Raw genomic sequence first — 13,903 nt, forward strand, 5'->3', positions numbered from 1 at the left:
CTGCGATGACGACGAAGGAGGCCGCCGTGCCGGACGCCCCCCCCCCGACGGGCCTGCTCTTGAGTCGCGACCTGATGTTCACGGTCAAGATCACGGGGACCGCCCGCGAGCTTGGCCGTGAGGTCAAGGTCGCGGGCGACGCCGATCGGGCCTCGGCCCTGATCGCCGAGCTTAATCCTCGCGCCGTCTTTGTGGACCTGGCCGCCGGTCCTCTCGCCGCGCCCGAGATCGTCACGAAGCTGCGAGGCGAGGCCGGCGACGACGTCCCGTTCATCGCCTTCGGATCGCACGTCGATACCCAGGCTCTGGCGGCGGCCCGTGAGGCCGGCTGCCAGGAGGTCATGCCTCGCAGCAAGTTCACCATGCAGTTGCCCGACCTGATCCGCCGTTACCTGGCCGTCGACTGAACGGCCGGCTTATCCGACCAGCCCACCTTCGGCGCGGGGACGTCGTCGCCGACCGGCGTCGGCGCCGCCTCGCCCGGCCGAGGGTTATAGCGGTCGACGGGAACCGTCGGCGGCGCGAGTCGACGATAGCCGTTGGGATCGAACCGCGACGGTCCGACCGGCGGCCGAGCTGGGAATCCAGCATCGTCGACCGGTACGAACGGCGATGGCGTCGGCGGTGCGATCGGCGTCGTGAACGTGGTGGGCGCGAGCGGTTCCAGGGTTGTCTCCGGAACGACCGACGAGCCCTGGGGCATCGTCGGCAACGGCGATAATCCGGGTTCCTCGCGGAACGGCGGGATCTCATCGCCGAACTCGACGTCTCCCTCGCAGACGTCGCAGGGCTCGATGCACGACTTGCCCACGGCCTTCAACGCCTTCTTCGCGGCGCAACGGGCGATCAGGCTCGGGTCGTCTTCGGCCGCGTGGGCGAGCGTTTCATGGGCGACGGGCAAGCACGGCTTCATCTTGCCCAGCGACTCGGCGGCCTCCTGGCGAACGAGACACTGGCGATCGCATCGGACGGCGTCCGCCAACGCCTCGACGGCTTCGGGATGTCGACGCCAGTCGAACGCCCTCAAGGAACGGGCCGCCTTCCGCCGCACGATCCAGTGCGAGGAGGTCCGAAGTTTGTCCACCTTCTCCTGCACCGCTGCCTGTTCGGCCCCGCAGTCAGAGCACTCGGCGACGACCCGATCATGCCCCCCGTGAATCGTCCCGATTGAGGCCGCCAGAACCACGCCAAGACCAAACGCCGCCATCATAGATGTGCTCGCGAAGAGGCTCAATTGGAGCGAAGCGATTTCTCCGCCTGCTCCAATCCTGCCGCACTATTCTTCGCAATCAACCCATTTTATCTAAAGTTTGCGAGACTTGAGGGCAATTTGTCCGGCCCAGGCGAGCCGACACGCGTTATGCGGATTGCAAGGGCTTTACCGCCTGTCAGCCTTGAAGGGGATTTACTCAGGCGGTGCGCCGGTGGCGACGACCTGCAAGTCCTCGTAGATCTGGGCCAGGATGAGGCTGCCGTTGGTGGCGACTTCCTCGCCCGCCTTAAGGCCGTCGTGGACGATGACGACGTCGGTGTTTTCCTGGGCGGGGAAGATGCGCCGGCGTGCGAAGAGCTTGGTCTTGCCGTCCTTCTCGGCGGCGGTGTCGCGAACGAACACGAAGGGATCGCCGTGGAGCATCACCATGGCGATTCTCGGAATGGCGGTCTGGCCTTCGACGGGCGGGACCTCGACGATGGCCTTGACGAGCATGTCGGCCTTGAGTTGACCGTCCGGGTTGGAAATCGAGGCGCGGATCTGGAAGGCCCGCGAGTCCTTCGAGACCTCGCTGGAGACATACTCGACGGTTCCCGGGAAGGTGCGTTCCAGGAACGGGAACTGAATGTTCATCCGCTGGCCGAGCTTCACCTTGGACTGGTCGCGCTCGAAGACGTTCGCCCAGATCCAGAGCTGATCCAGGGGGGCGATGATCATCAGGACGTCGTTGTTGTCGTAGAGGTTGCCGGGGACGACCTCACGCTGAATGACGATCCCGTCGACCGGCGACCGCAGGGTCAGCTTCGCCTTGTCGCTGACATTGAGGAGATCGTTGCTGGAGCTGGCGTCGCTGAGGTTGGCGGTCAGAGGCTCGATCTCGGATTCGGGGACGCCGAGGATCCGAAGGTTCTCCAGAGCGGTGATGTAGTCGAGACGGCTCTTGCTCTCGTCGTTGACCGTGTCCACATACGCTTGCTCAGAGACAGCCCCGGTTTTGACCAGTTTCTCGCGGACTTTCAGAAACCGAAGGTCGTGCTGCCACTGAACGTAGTTGATCTGAAAGGCGTTCTTGGCCTTCGCCAACTCGGTGCTGTACAACTCGACGAGGGGGTCGCCCTTCTTGACCCGCCGCCCCTTCTCGGCCAGCACTCCCTCGACGAGGGTGTCGAACCTGGGGCGGATCTTGGTCAGCGAGTTCTCGTTGTAGGCCGTCCGGCCCGTGAGCGCCAGCTTGATCGGATCGGTTTGGGCCATGACGGGAACGACGTGTACCCCGACCGCCGCAATCTGATCGTCGCTCAGGCCGACCAGTCCGTTCCAGGGCTCGGCGGACTTCTTCGGCGACGCCGGAGCAGCGGGCGTCGCCTCCCCGTGTCCCTCTGGTTTCACGGGCAAGAGCCGGGCCAGGACCTCGGTCACTTCCTTCGGAGCCCTTCCCGTGTACACGAGCCACGCCCCGCCGCCGACCAACGCCGCGAACACCAGAAACTTCAACAGCCCCCAAAGGAACGAGGTCCTGGCTATGGGCGGCTGCGTCCTGGCCTGGACCGTCCGTGAAACCGACGAAGGCTGGGGCGAAGAAGGCACGGATTCACCAATGACGGTCATGGGGATTCCTCGGCAGGACGCTGCCGACCGACGGGAGAGAATGAAGAAAACTTCATCCCACAATAGCAACTGGCGACCACGAATCGTATAGGACGTCGGCGCGTTCGTCGAGTTTTACGACGGGTTTCCGGCCGGGGTTCGGGGTTTGCGACCTGAAATGTGGATCAGCGTGGTCATCGGGCATCGAGCGGGCGGAGGTCGTCGACGACGAATCGGCCGTCGACGCGGATGGGGACGCCGTCGAAGGCGATGACGCCGCCGCCGTATTCCGGACGCTGAATCTGCACCAGATCCCAGTGGATCTTCGATCGGTTGCCGTTGTCGGCCTCGTCGTACGCGTTGCCGGGGGTGAGATGGAAGCTCCCGGCGATCTTCTCGTCGAAGAGGATGTCCCGCATCGGCGACATGATCCGCGGATTGCAACCGATCGACCATTCACCTGTATAGCTCGCCCCTTCGTCGGCGTCGAGGATCTTCCGGAGCTTCTCGACGTCTCCCCCCGCGCAATCGGCCTGGACGATCTTTCCCTTCGAGAATTCCAGCCGGACGCCGTCGAACGAGGCACCCTGGTAGATGGTCGGCGTGTTGAACCGGATGTGGCCCTCGATCGAGTCGCGGACCGGGGCGGTGAAGACCTCGCCGTCGGGGATGTTCATCGTCCCGGCGCACGGCACGACCGGGATTCCGGCGATCGAGAACGATAGGTCGGTTTCCGGGCCCGTGATCCGGACGTCCTTCGCCGCGTTCATCCGCTCGACCAGCGGCTTCAAGTCCTTGGCCATCTTGGAGTAATCGAGCGTGCAGACGTCGAAGTAGAAGTCCTCGAACGCCTCGGTGCTGGTTGCGGCCTGCTGGGCCATGCTGGCGTTCGGCAGTCGCAGAACGCACCATTTGGTGTGAGTCACCCGACGCTCGAAGTGGACGGGCTTCTGGTAGAGGGCGTTGTAGGCGTCCAGCCGATCGGCGGGGATGTCGCTCATCTCGCTGATGTTCCAGGCCCCACGGAGTCCCAGGTAGGCCTGGACCTGGTCCATCCGCGCCCGGTCGATCCGGCCCCACGTCGCGATCGCCTCGGGGGAGCCGCGCAGCACCAGCTCGCGGAGAATCCGCTGGTCGCGAGTCTCGACGAGGGCTATTCCCCCTCGCTCGGCGGCCTTCTTGACGAGGAGCCGGGGGAGCGTCGAGTCGGCAAGGTCGAAGCACTCGATGAGGAGCGTCTCGCCGGCCTGAAGCCGGACGGAGTGGTCGATGAGGATGTCGGCCAGGGTTTCCCAGCGAGGGTCGGGCATCGCGGCGGACTCCGAGACGCCCTCATGGACGCGAGCCGGGCCGGTCTCGGCCCGCTTGCCCGCGAAGGGGACGTCGATTAGCCTTTCGAACGAGGAGATCGAAGCGCGTGGGCGCAACGGCCTCCGGAACAGACTTGCTTCATGATCCAACCTTCGCGCCGAGACGGCAAGACGGCCCGGCGCGTCGGGAAAGGGAACGGTTCCTTGAGCCTCTTCGACCTGACGGGGAAGACCGCGATCATCACCGGCGGCAACGGCGGCATCGGCCTGGGCATGGCCATGGGCATGGCCGAGGCCGGCGCATCAGTCGCCTTGGTGGGACGCAACGCCGAGAAGACCCGCGCCGCCGCCGAGAGCGTGACGAGCCAAACCGGCGCCAAGGCCCTGGCGGTCGTCGCCGACCTCAGCAAGCCGGAAGACGTTGAGCGGGCCGTCGCCGAGGCCGGCGAGCACTTCGGGCGGATCGACGCCCTGTTCAACAACGCCGGCATCAACATCCGCAAGCCGCCCCAGGATCTTTCGCTGGACGAGTGGAACCAGGTGATGAACGCCAACATCACCTCGGCGTTCCTGGCCTCCAAGGCCGTCTACCCCTGGATGAAGAAGCAGGGGGGCGGCAAAATCGTCAACACCGGCAGCATGACGTCGATTCTTGGCTCCCCCTTTGCGACCGCTTACGCCGCGTCGAAGGGAGCGATCGTCCAGCTCACCAAGAGCCTGGCCCTCTCATGGGCGGCCGACAACATCCAGGTCAACGCCATCCTCCCCGGCTGGTTCGACACCGAGATGACCATCGCCGCGCGCCAGCAGGTTCCCGGTCTGCACGAGCGCGTCGTCGCGCGGATCGCCTACGGCCGCTGGGCCAAGCCCGAGGACATGGCCGGCGCGGCCGTCTTCCTCGCCAGCAAGGCCAGCGACTACATTACGGGCGTCGCCCTCCCCGTCGACGGCGGCTACCTCGCGGCCCTCTGAGGCCGCGAGTCGTCCCCGCCGAGAGCCTCACTCTGTCGCCGGCGCGATAAAAACATCCTTGCGCGGGAACTTCTCGAAGAGCGAGGCCGGCTTCGAGAAGTTCGTCGCCAGGACGTCGACCGGATTGCCGGCGATCCACTGCGAGAGGTCGATCGTTTCGTAGACGCCTGTGTTGAAGCCGATCAGCAGTCGGCAGGGTTTGTCGCCGACGTTCTCCACCGAATGCCCATACCCCTGGGGGATGTAGCCGACGTCCCCCTTCGACAGCGTCTCGGTGCGGTACCGGCCGTGCGAACCGAACATCGTGACGCTCACGTCCCCCTCGATCACGTACTGCCACTCATCGGCCGTCGGATGCCAGTGCAGCTCGCGGAGCCCCCCCGGGTCGAGGTCGAGGATCACGCCGGTCACCGTCTTGGAGATCGGGAAGGCCTTGGAATCGACCCGCCATTCTCGCCCGCCGTTGAACGTCCGGTGCGGCGGGCGTTTCAGCAGTTCGTACTTATGCGTCAGCGGCGGCTGGACCCAGCCCTCGATCGGCTTCTGCGGAGTCTCGGGAGGCTTCGGCCCCCTCGCGAAGTAAACTTCCTCCTTCGGGAACCCGTCGAAGGCCGACTCCGGCAGGCCGAAGTTCTTGGCGAGAAGCGGCTTCGGGACGTGGCCGATCCAGTCGCTGATGCTGAACGTGCCGAACTCTGAGAAGTAGCCGTTGTCGAAGATCAGGATGAAGTGGCACGGCTCGTCCCCCAGGCACTCCAGCATGTGGCCGTGGCCGCGCGGGAAGTACCAGACGTCGCCGGGCTCGAAGTCGTTGGTCTCCGAGCCGCCGTTGGGGTCGATGACGGTCGTCCGGACGCGGCCATCCAGGACGAAGGCCCATTCGGCGGCCGTGGCGTGCCAGTGAAGCTCGCGCATCGCGCCGGGCTCCAGCTTCATCGAAACGCCGGCGATCCCCTTGGAAACCGGCAGTTGCAGAACCGTCGCCTCCTTGCCGTAGCTGCCGCCGATCACCTTGCCGTGCGACTTCTCCAGCTCGAACTTGAAGGTCGGCAGCTCCTCGCCGGCGAGAACCGGGTCGGGGACGTTGTTCATGAAGGTGGGGTCGCCGGCCTCCGCTCGCCTGGACGCCGCCGTCGCGGCCGCAGCCGCCGCGGCGATCCCCGCGCCCGCCAGAAATTCTCGCCTCGGTAGCGTGGCCATGTGAAACTCCTTGAAAATCTCGATCCGATCCTGGGCGTACAATTTCCATCCCCCGGTTGATGCCGGGGTCGCGAGCCAGATCGAATTGACCATCAAAATAACCAACTGGATCAGCGTCGGCCGGATTCCGTCGGAAATCCGCCCGAAGGAAGCGTCGGCACCTTTTGGTACTCCGCGGGTTCGGCACCCGTCAGGCTGCCGAGGAAGGCGGAGATGGATGCGACGTCGTCGTCGGACAGCTCCTCGCCGAGCTGGACTTTTCCCATGACGCGGACGGCCTTCGGCAAGTCGGCGACCGAGCCGTCGTGGAAGTAGGGCGCCGTCGCCTCGACGTTGCGGAGGCCGGGGACCTTGAACTTGAAGCGGTCGCCTGGATTGTTGGTAACGCCGAAGCGGCCCTCGTCGTGCACCGTCGAGCCGGTCGCCGTCCAGTAGTCGGCCACGACGCCGAACTTGCGGAAGCCCTCGCCGCCAACGCCCACGCCCTTGTGGCAGTCGACGCAGCCGATTTCGATGAACTTCTGAAGCCCCTTGCGCTCGGCGGGAGTGAGGGCGTCGGCCCTGCCGTCGAGATACTCGTCGAACCGCGATCGCGAGATCAGCGTCCGCTCGAACGCCCCGACGGCCTTGCCGAAGTTCTCGTCGTTGATCGGATCGACCTGGCCGGGGAAGGCCTCGCGAAAGAGCGGCGCATAGCCGGGAATCGCCTCGAGCCGGGCCTTCACGGCGTCGAAACCCGAGTTGCCGAAGCCCTTGCCCGCGACTCCCGTCCTGGCCTGATCCTCGACAGTCGGGAACCGTCCGTCCCAGTGCTGAGAGGAATGCAGCGCCGCGTTGAAGACCGTGGGGGCGTTGCGCGGAAGGTGAAAGTCCAGGGCCCCGATCGATCGCGGAAGCCCGTCGATCGCCGGCAGCGTCGGCAGGTGGCACCGCGAACAGCTCGTCGTGCCGTCGGCTGAGATCCGCGGCTCGAAGAACAGCGCCCGGCCCAGGCGGACCCGTTCGGGGGTGGTCGGCGCGTCGGCGGTCGCCATGTCCTTGGGGAGCGATCGGAAGCGGTCGCGGGCCTGTCCCAGGAGTTCGTCGTCCGCGTCGACGGCGACCGCGAGCAGCATCATGAAGCCGAAGAAGCGCCATCGCATCGTCATGATCCCGTCTCCCCACGTCTCGCGTCCGATTCGACACCTCGCCCGCCGCAAGGGACGCGAGGAATCTCGACGCGACCCTTCATCGGCTTGCCGAGTTCTCGCAAGTCCTGGAAAATGTTCGTCTGAAACAGCGAGGGCCGACAATCAAATTCCACGGGGAGTTGTGATGGAACCGGGCGGCGAGGTGACCCAGATCCTCGGGCGAGCGCGCGGCGGCGACGAGCACGCTCGGGACGAGTTGCTCTCACTGCTCTATGAGGAGCTGCGCCGGGTGGCCGGCCGGATGATGACGCGAGAGCGTTCCGACCACACGCTCTCGCCGACGGCCGTCGTCCACGAGGCCGTGATCCGGCTGCTGGGCGAAGAGGTCTTTGAAAAGGCCGACGACCGCGGCTTCCTGCTAGCCTCGGCGGCGCGGGCCATGCGCGAGGTCCTCATCGACCACGCCCGCCGACGCGCTGCGGGGCGTCGCGGCGGCAAGTGGAAGCGGGTGCCGATGGACGGCGTCGTGGACTATTTCGAGCAGCAAGGGCTCGACGTGATCGCCGTTCACGAGAGCCTCGACCGCCTGGCGAAGATGAGCGAGCGGCAGGCGCAGGTGATGACCCTCCGCTACTTCGCCGGGATGACCGTCCCGGAGGTCGCCGAGGCCCTCGGGGTGGCCGTCGTCACCGTCGAGCGCGACTGGCGGCTGGCGCGGGCCTGGCTGGGCGAACAGCTCCGCGGGGGCGAAGAAGGATGAACGACGCCCGCTGGCGGCGCGTCGCCGAGTTGTTCGACGAGGCGGTTCAGCTTCCCGTCGCCGATCGCGACCGCTGGCTGCAATCCGCCTGCGGCGAGGATCTCGAGCTGCTGGAGGAGATCCGACGCCTCGTCCGACAGGATGAACGCGCGGAAGGGGACGGCTTCCTCTCGCTCCCCGAGGAATCGGCCTCGACGACCTGGGTCCGTCCGCGAGGTCGGGAACCCGAGGAATCCTCCACGGAATCGAACGAGGGCCGAGGGGGCCGGCGCGGCTTCACGCCCTATGAGGCGATCCGGCACGCCTCGGCCTCTCATTCGATCGGGGGACGCGACCTCGCCCGCCGCCGCCTGATCGGGCTGACGACCACGTGCCTGGTTATCACGCTGTTCATTCTGGCCTGGAAATTCACCGTCGTCCGCGACCCGAACCCCTGGCAAGCTCTGCCGTATTCGCTGCTCGTCGTCGCTCTTGGGACGCTCGTCCTCGTCCTCAACGGTCCGCGTCTCTTCACGCTCTCCGAGTTCCGGGCGATCGAGCTGGGGATGATCGGGACGGTCGCCGTCGTCTACGCGTTCGCCCAGTATCAGACGATGCTCGATTTCTCGCTCCGCGACGACCCGGACCGGGCGCAGCTCGTGTTCAACCATCGGGTCCTGATCGCGACCATCCTGATCATGTCGTACGGCATCTACGCGCCGACAAGCTGGCGACGAGCCGCGCTGGTGGTCGGCTCGATCGCCCTGCTGCCGTTCGTGACGCTCGTCATCCTGCTCATGCGGCACCCCGGGCCGATGACCTGGATGGCTCAACTGGGCCGGGAGCGCGGCAGCACGCCGCTGGCGCACTTCGGCTTCGACGCCGTCCTGCTGCTGATCCTCGCCGCCTGGTCGACGCACGGCGCCTACACCATCACCCGACTCCGTCGCCAGGAGCGCGAGGCCCGCCGGATGGGCCAGTACCGCCTGATCCGCAAGCTGGGAGCCGGGGGGATGGGCGAGGTCCACCTGGCCGAGCACAAGTTCCTCAAGCGGCCTTGCGCCTTGAAATTGATCCGCCCCGGCGTCGTCGCGGACGCCCGGACGCTGGAGCGGTTCGAGCGAGAAGTCCGGATCACGGCCGAGTTGTCTCACCCCAACACGGTCGACGTCTACGACTACGGCCGCACCGAGGACGGCGAGTATTTCTACGTGATGGAATACCTGCCGGGCCTGAGCCTGGAGGATCTCGTCCGCCGCCACGGCCCGCTGCCGCCGGGGAGGACCGTGCACCTGCTGCGGCAGGTTTGCATGGCGCTCGCGGAGGCTCACGACGCCGGCCTGGTCCACCGCGACATCAAGCCGTCGAACATCTTCGCCACTCGCCGGGGGGGCGTCGACGACGTGGCCAAGCTGCTCGATTTCGGCCTGGTCAGGATCCCCGACGCCCGTTCGGCCGACCTGAGCGGCGAAGGGCGGATCCAGGGGACCCCCGCGTTCATGGCCCCCGAACAGGCCACCGGCGACGCCGAGGTCGACGCCCGCAGCGACGTCTATTCCCTGGGTGCGGTCGCCTACTTCCTGCTCACCGGCGAACCCCCTTTCGCCCAGGGAAGCGCCGTGGCGATCTTGATCGCCGCCGCCCGCGATACGGTTACGCCCCCCTCGAAGCGCCGTCCGGGCGTCCCCGAGGATCTGGAGCGCGTCGTCCTCCGCTGCCTGGAGAAGCGACCCGAGGATCGCTACCAGAACATCCGCGACCTGGAGCGAGCCCTGGCCGCCTGCTCCTCGGCAAACGAATGGGGCTCGGAACGCGCCGCCCTTTGGTGGCGCGAGTCCGAGCCCACGGCTTTCTGAACGGCGAACGACTCAGACGCCGACCGGCTGGCCGATCATCTTGGAGACGAGCTTCTCCAGGCTGACGATGTCGGCGGCGAACTTGCGGATGCCGTCGGCGAGCTTCTCAGTCGCCATGGCGTCCTCGTTGAGCATCCAGCGGAAGCCCTTCTCGTCGAGCGAGATCTTCGGCTCGGATTCGCCCTCGGCCTTGGGGGAGAGCTTGCGAACGAGCGTCTCGTCGGTCGCTTCCAGCTCCTTGAGAAGGTCGGGGGAGATGGTCAGCAGGTCGCAGCCGGCCAGCTCGACGATCTCGCCGATGTTCCGGAAGCTGGCGCCCATGACCTCGGTCTTGTAGCCGTGGGACTTGTAATAGCGGTAGATCCGCTGCACCGACTCGACGCCCGGGTCCTCGGTCGGCGGGATCGACTTCACGCCTCGGTCCTTCAGGTGCCAGTCGAGGATCCGGCCGACGAACGGCGAGATCAGGGTCACGCCGGCCTCGGCGCAGGCGACGGCCTGCGGGAAGCTGAAGAGCAGCGTCAGGTTGCAGTGGATCCCTTCCTTCTCCAGCCGCTCGGCGGCCCGGATCCCCTCCCAGGTGGAGGCGATCTTGATGAGGATCCGATCCTTGTCCACCCCCTCCGCCTTGTACAGGTCGATCAGGTGGCGGGCCTTGGCGATGGTCCCCTCGACGTCGAACGAGAGCCGGGCGTCGACCTCGGTCGAGACGCGCCCGGGGACGATCTGGAGAATCTCCTTGCCGAAGCCGACGGCCAGCTTGTCCATGCAGGCTTCAAGCTGGGCCTTGGGATCGTCTTCGGTCGACTGAGCGAACGAGACGGCGGCGTCGACGATCCGCTTGTACTGCGGCATCTGGGCCGCTTTGTAAAGGAGCGATGGGTTCGTGGTGGTGTCGCGGGGCTTGTACCGGGCGATCGCTTCGATGTCACCAGTGTCGGCCACCACCACCGTCATCGCACGCAACTGGTCAAGCAGGCTCATTCCGCGTTCCTCGCTCGCTGGCGTTCAAGGATGCATTCGACATCGTGTTCCACGTCGCTTCCAGAAGGCATTATAGCGATGGGCGACTGTTGGGAACATCGCTCGCTGGGCGATCGGGTAGGGCCGGCGGGCCGAACGTGGTAGACTCTCACGCTCGGGGGGAAGCCGACGGAGCCGGAGGGGAGGAGCCTTTGACGAGCCTGCGAACGATCCGGGGATTCGCGTTCGACCTCGACGGCACGATCTGGGCCGGCCCGCGTTTGCTTCCGGGTGCGGCGGAGATCGTGGCCGCGATGCGGGACGCCGGGCTGGCGGTCGTCTTCGCGTCCAACTCCTCGCGCAAAGGGGCGACCGCGCTGGCCCGCGAGCTGACTCGCCTGGGAGTGCCGGCCACGGCCGCCGAGGTCGTCGCCGCCTTCGACCTCACGGCCGCGGAGTTGCTCGAGCGGGTTGGTCCGGTCCCCGTGCTGGCGATCGGGACCGACGACCTGTCGGACTCGCTGGCCGACGCCGGCCATACCCCGATCCCCCCCGAACGCTGGACCGAGGCCCGAGCCGTGGTCGTCGCCAACGACCCGATGTTCGACTTCGGCCGGCTCCGAGCCGCCTCGCGAGCCGTGGCCGCCGGAGCGGCCTTCTTCGCGGTGAACCTGGACGCCCGCTATCCCGTCTCCGACGGATTCGACCCCGGTTGCGGCGCGCTCGTGGAGGCGGTGGCCACCGCCTCGCGGGTTCGGCCCATCGTCGTCGGCAAGCCCCATCCCCGGCTGTTCGAAGAAGCTGTCGCCCGGCTGGGCTGCTCGGCGGCCGAGGCGGCGATGGTCGGCGACAGCCAGGCCTCGGACATCGTCGGCGGCCGGGCGGCGGGGATGTTCACCGTCTGGGTCGCTCCCCATGAGGACGTTCCCGCCCTCGTCGAGCCCAGCCTGGCCGTCGACGGCCTCCCCGACCTGCTCCGCCTCTGGCGCGAGGCTGCGGAAGGGGCTTCCTCCGCCCGGTAGAATCGGGGCGAGGCGTCGCTGCGACGCCTCACGTCCTACCCTCCACCGGAGCCGACAATGCGTGCACTCGCGACGACCTCGGGCCTGCTGGCCGCCGTTCTGAGCCTGGCGACGACCTCCTCCGCGCAGGCGGCCGACAAGTACACCGTCGACCCCGCCCACACCGCGACGGTTTTCAAGGTCGAGCACGGCGGCTTCAGCTGGACCTACGGCCGCTTCAACGACGTCTCGGGCTCGTTCACGATCGACGCCCAGAACGCCGAGGCCTCCAAGTTCCAGATCGTCGCCAAGGTCGACAGCCTCGACACCGGCAACGCCCAGCGCGACGGGCATCTCAAGAGCCCGGACTTCTTCAACGCCAAGCAGTTCCCCGCCATCACCTTCGTCAGCACCTCCGTCTCCAAGCACGCCAACGGCCTGCAGGTCGTCGGCGATCTGACGCTGCACGGCGTCACCAAGCCCGTCACCCTCGTCCTGGTCGGCGGCAAGACGGGCGAGTTCCCCAAGGGCGTCCAGCGCACCGGTTACTCCACCGAGATCTCAATCAAGCGGTCGGAGTTTGGCATGGACAAGATGATCCCCGCCGCCGGCGACGAGGTCGTCATTCAGATCAGCTTCGAAGGCACGAAGTCCTGATCGCCCCATGCCCGACCCCGTCCTAATCCTGGAATCGATCGCGGCTGCCCTGCTCGTCTCGGCCCTGGTGGTCGCGGCGGGCCGATGGCTCGATCGCCGCTGGGCGGGCGTCGCCCAGGCCCTCGCCATCGCCCTCGGGGCGTGCGCGGGCCTGTTCGTCCTGGACGTCCATCCGAAATGGCCGCCCCGAGAGGACCAGGACCGCTTCCTGCTCCTGGTCCTCCCGGCCGTCCTGCTGCTGGACGCGGCGGGGAACACGCCTCGAGCTTCCCGAGCCGTGAAGATCGTCGTGCGGCTGGTCGCCTCGATGGCCGTCGCGCCGGTGTTGCTCTACGGGTCGAGCTACGTCGCCGACCTGGCCGGGCCGGGCTCGGCCGAGTGGCCTCCGGCGATTCGCTACTCGATCCTCGCCGGCCTCGGCCTGGCATTGTTCGCGGGATGGTCGCTGCTGGAATGGACGACCAAGCGGTCGGCCTCGACCCTTCGCGTGCCGTTCGCCCTGGCGGTCGCGGTCGGCGGCGCGAGCCTGGCCGTGATGCTCTCGGGGTACGCCTCCGGCGGCATGAACGGACTCCCTCTGGGAGCGGCATTGGCCGGCGGCTCAATCCTCGCGGCCCTCTGGCGGGGTGACGACCGCGACGCCCTCCCCGGCGCGGGCGTCGTGATCCTGTTCGGCCTCTTGCTCGTCGGCTATTGCTTCGGTGAGTTGAAGCCGGACGCCGCCGCGATCCTCTTCCTCGCCCCGATGCTCGCCGCACTCCCCGAAGTCCTGCCCCTCGCCAGATTCCGACCGTTCGTCCGCACGATCCTCGGCCTGACGCTCGTCGCCCTCGCCACGGCGGCGGCGGTTGGTTTGACGGTCCATCGGTTCCAGACCAAAGAGGCCGCCGCCGGCGTCAAGGTTGACGGTCCCTCGGTAGACGACTACAGCCAGTTCCGCTGACGGCCCTCTCACCGCCCGCCCATCGCTACTGCCATCAAAATCCTCATATCCCACCGCGCAAGCCGGGCCGAAGGCGTTTTATCCCGATCGCAATCGCGGTCTGGGAGCCCTGATAGAGATGGAGAACGCGGGTGCGGACCGCCACCGAGCGGCACCACGGCGTCCCCATGACCTCGAGCCGCCAACGGCAACCACTACGAAAGCCGTCAAACGAAGCCGCCGCTTGGCCGCAACGCAAACACCGTGATCATCAGTCTTTACACCGCCGCTCACAGGTTCAACCCCCAGACGGACGAACCCATTTCGGACCCAATCGAGGCGGTCTGCGAAGA

General features: G+C 66.9%; 13 protein-coding genes. 7 read left to right on the forward strand and 6 right to left on the reverse strand.

Features of this window, described 5'->3' with window-relative positions:
• Window positions 1–26: 26 nt before the first annotated feature.
• The gene (locus G5C50_RS16205) at window positions 27–407 is read left to right on the forward strand and encodes a response regulator (protein ID WP_240907110.1); all 381 of its coding nucleotides are present in this window, start codon (window positions 27–29) and stop codon (window positions 405–407) included.
• On the opposite strand, the gene G5C50_RS16210 is transcribed toward G5C50_RS16205, so the two are convergent.
• The 3 genes from G5C50_RS16210 to G5C50_RS16220 all read right to left on the reverse strand — a co-directional run bounded on the left by G5C50_RS16210 (window position 389) and on the right by G5C50_RS16220 (window position 4,110).
• Window positions 389–1,207, reverse strand: a complete 819-nt coding sequence (locus G5C50_RS16210; protein WP_165071051.1) for a HEAT repeat domain-containing protein — start codon at window positions 1,205–1,207, stop codon at window positions 389–391. The genes G5C50_RS16205 and G5C50_RS16210 overlap by 19 nt on opposite strands.
• Window positions 1,208–1,405: 198 nt before the next feature.
• Window positions 1,406–2,821: an efflux RND transporter periplasmic adaptor subunit gene (locus tag G5C50_RS16215; RefSeq protein WP_165071052.1), complete on the reverse strand. Its 1,416-nt coding sequence runs from the start codon at window positions 2,819–2,821 to the stop codon at window positions 1,406–1,408.
• A gap of 173 nt (window positions 2,822–2,994) precedes the next feature.
• The gene (locus G5C50_RS16220; RefSeq protein ID WP_165071054.1) at window positions 2,995–4,110 is read right to left on the reverse strand and encodes an aminopeptidase; all 1,116 of its coding nucleotides are present in this window, start codon (window positions 4,108–4,110) and stop codon (window positions 2,995–2,997) included.
• 141 nt (window positions 4,111–4,251) lie between these two features.
• Here G5C50_RS16220 and G5C50_RS16225 point away from each other — a divergent pair, with 141 nt between their 5' ends.
• Entirely contained in the window at window positions 4,252–5,082 is an 831-nt protein-coding gene (locus tag G5C50_RS16225) for an SDR family NAD(P)-dependent oxidoreductase (protein WP_165071055.1), read from the forward strand.
• Window positions 5,083–5,109: 27 nt separating this feature from the next.
• On the opposite strand, the gene G5C50_RS16230 is transcribed toward G5C50_RS16225, so the two are convergent.
• Both G5C50_RS16230 and G5C50_RS16235 read right to left on the reverse strand, forming a co-directional pair.
• Complete coding sequence (locus G5C50_RS16230; protein WP_165071057.1) at window positions 5,110–6,282, reverse strand: cupin domain-containing protein; 1,173 nt, start codon at window positions 6,280–6,282, stop codon at window positions 5,110–5,112.
• Window positions 6,283–6,392: 110 nt separating this feature from the next.
• Window positions 6,393–7,430: a cytochrome-c peroxidase gene (locus tag G5C50_RS16235; RefSeq protein WP_165071059.1), complete on the reverse strand. Its 1,038-nt coding sequence runs from the start codon at window positions 7,428–7,430 to the stop codon at window positions 6,393–6,395.
• Between the two features lie 166 nt (window positions 7,431–7,596).
• Between G5C50_RS16235 and G5C50_RS16240 the strand changes: the two genes are divergently transcribed.
• Window positions 7,597–8,172, forward strand: coding sequence for an ECF-type sigma factor (locus G5C50_RS16240; protein WP_165071060.1), 576 nt, complete (start codon window positions 7,597–7,599; stop codon window positions 8,170–8,172).
• Window positions 8,169–10,007: a serine/threonine-protein kinase gene (locus tag G5C50_RS16245; RefSeq protein WP_165071062.1), complete on the forward strand. Its 1,839-nt coding sequence runs from the start codon at window positions 8,169–8,171 to the stop codon at window positions 10,005–10,007. Before G5C50_RS16240 ends, G5C50_RS16245 begins: the two co-directional genes overlap by 4 nt.
• A 12-nt stretch (window positions 10,008–10,019) precedes the next feature.
• Here the strand turns inward: G5C50_RS16245 and tal are convergent, their stop codons facing one another.
• Window positions 10,020–10,991 carry a transaldolase gene (tal, locus tag G5C50_RS16250; RefSeq protein WP_165071064.1) on the reverse strand — a complete coding sequence of 324 codons (972 nt, stop codon included), beginning with the start codon at window positions 10,989–10,991 and terminating at the stop codon, window positions 10,020–10,022.
• 191 nt (window positions 10,992–11,182) lie between these two features.
• Between tal and G5C50_RS16255 the strand changes: the two genes are divergently transcribed.
• The 3 genes from G5C50_RS16255 to G5C50_RS16265 are packed head-to-tail and all read left to right on the forward strand — an operon-like array spanning window position 11,183 to window position 13,571.
• A complete protein-coding gene (locus G5C50_RS16255) occupies window positions 11,183–11,992 on the forward strand; it encodes an HAD-IIA family hydrolase (protein ID WP_165071066.1) in 810 nt (269 codons plus the stop codon).
• A 57-nt stretch (window positions 11,993–12,049) separates the two neighbouring features.
• Window positions 12,050–12,628 (forward strand): YceI family protein, encoded by a 579-nt coding sequence (locus G5C50_RS16260; protein WP_165071067.1) that lies wholly within the window; start codon window positions 12,050–12,052, stop codon window positions 12,626–12,628.
• A 7-nt stretch (window positions 12,629–12,635) separates the two neighbouring features.
• Window positions 12,636–13,571 carry a hypothetical protein gene (locus tag G5C50_RS16265; protein WP_165071069.1) on the forward strand — a complete coding sequence of 312 codons (936 nt, stop codon included), beginning with the start codon at window positions 12,636–12,638 and terminating at the stop codon, window positions 13,569–13,571.
• The last annotated feature ends 332 nt before the right edge of the window (window positions 13,572–13,903 follow it).

This window comes from Paludisphaera rhizosphaerae (genome assembly GCF_011065895.1).
GTDB lineage: Bacteria > Planctomycetota > Planctomycetia > Isosphaerales > Isosphaeraceae > Paludisphaera > Paludisphaera rhizosphaerae.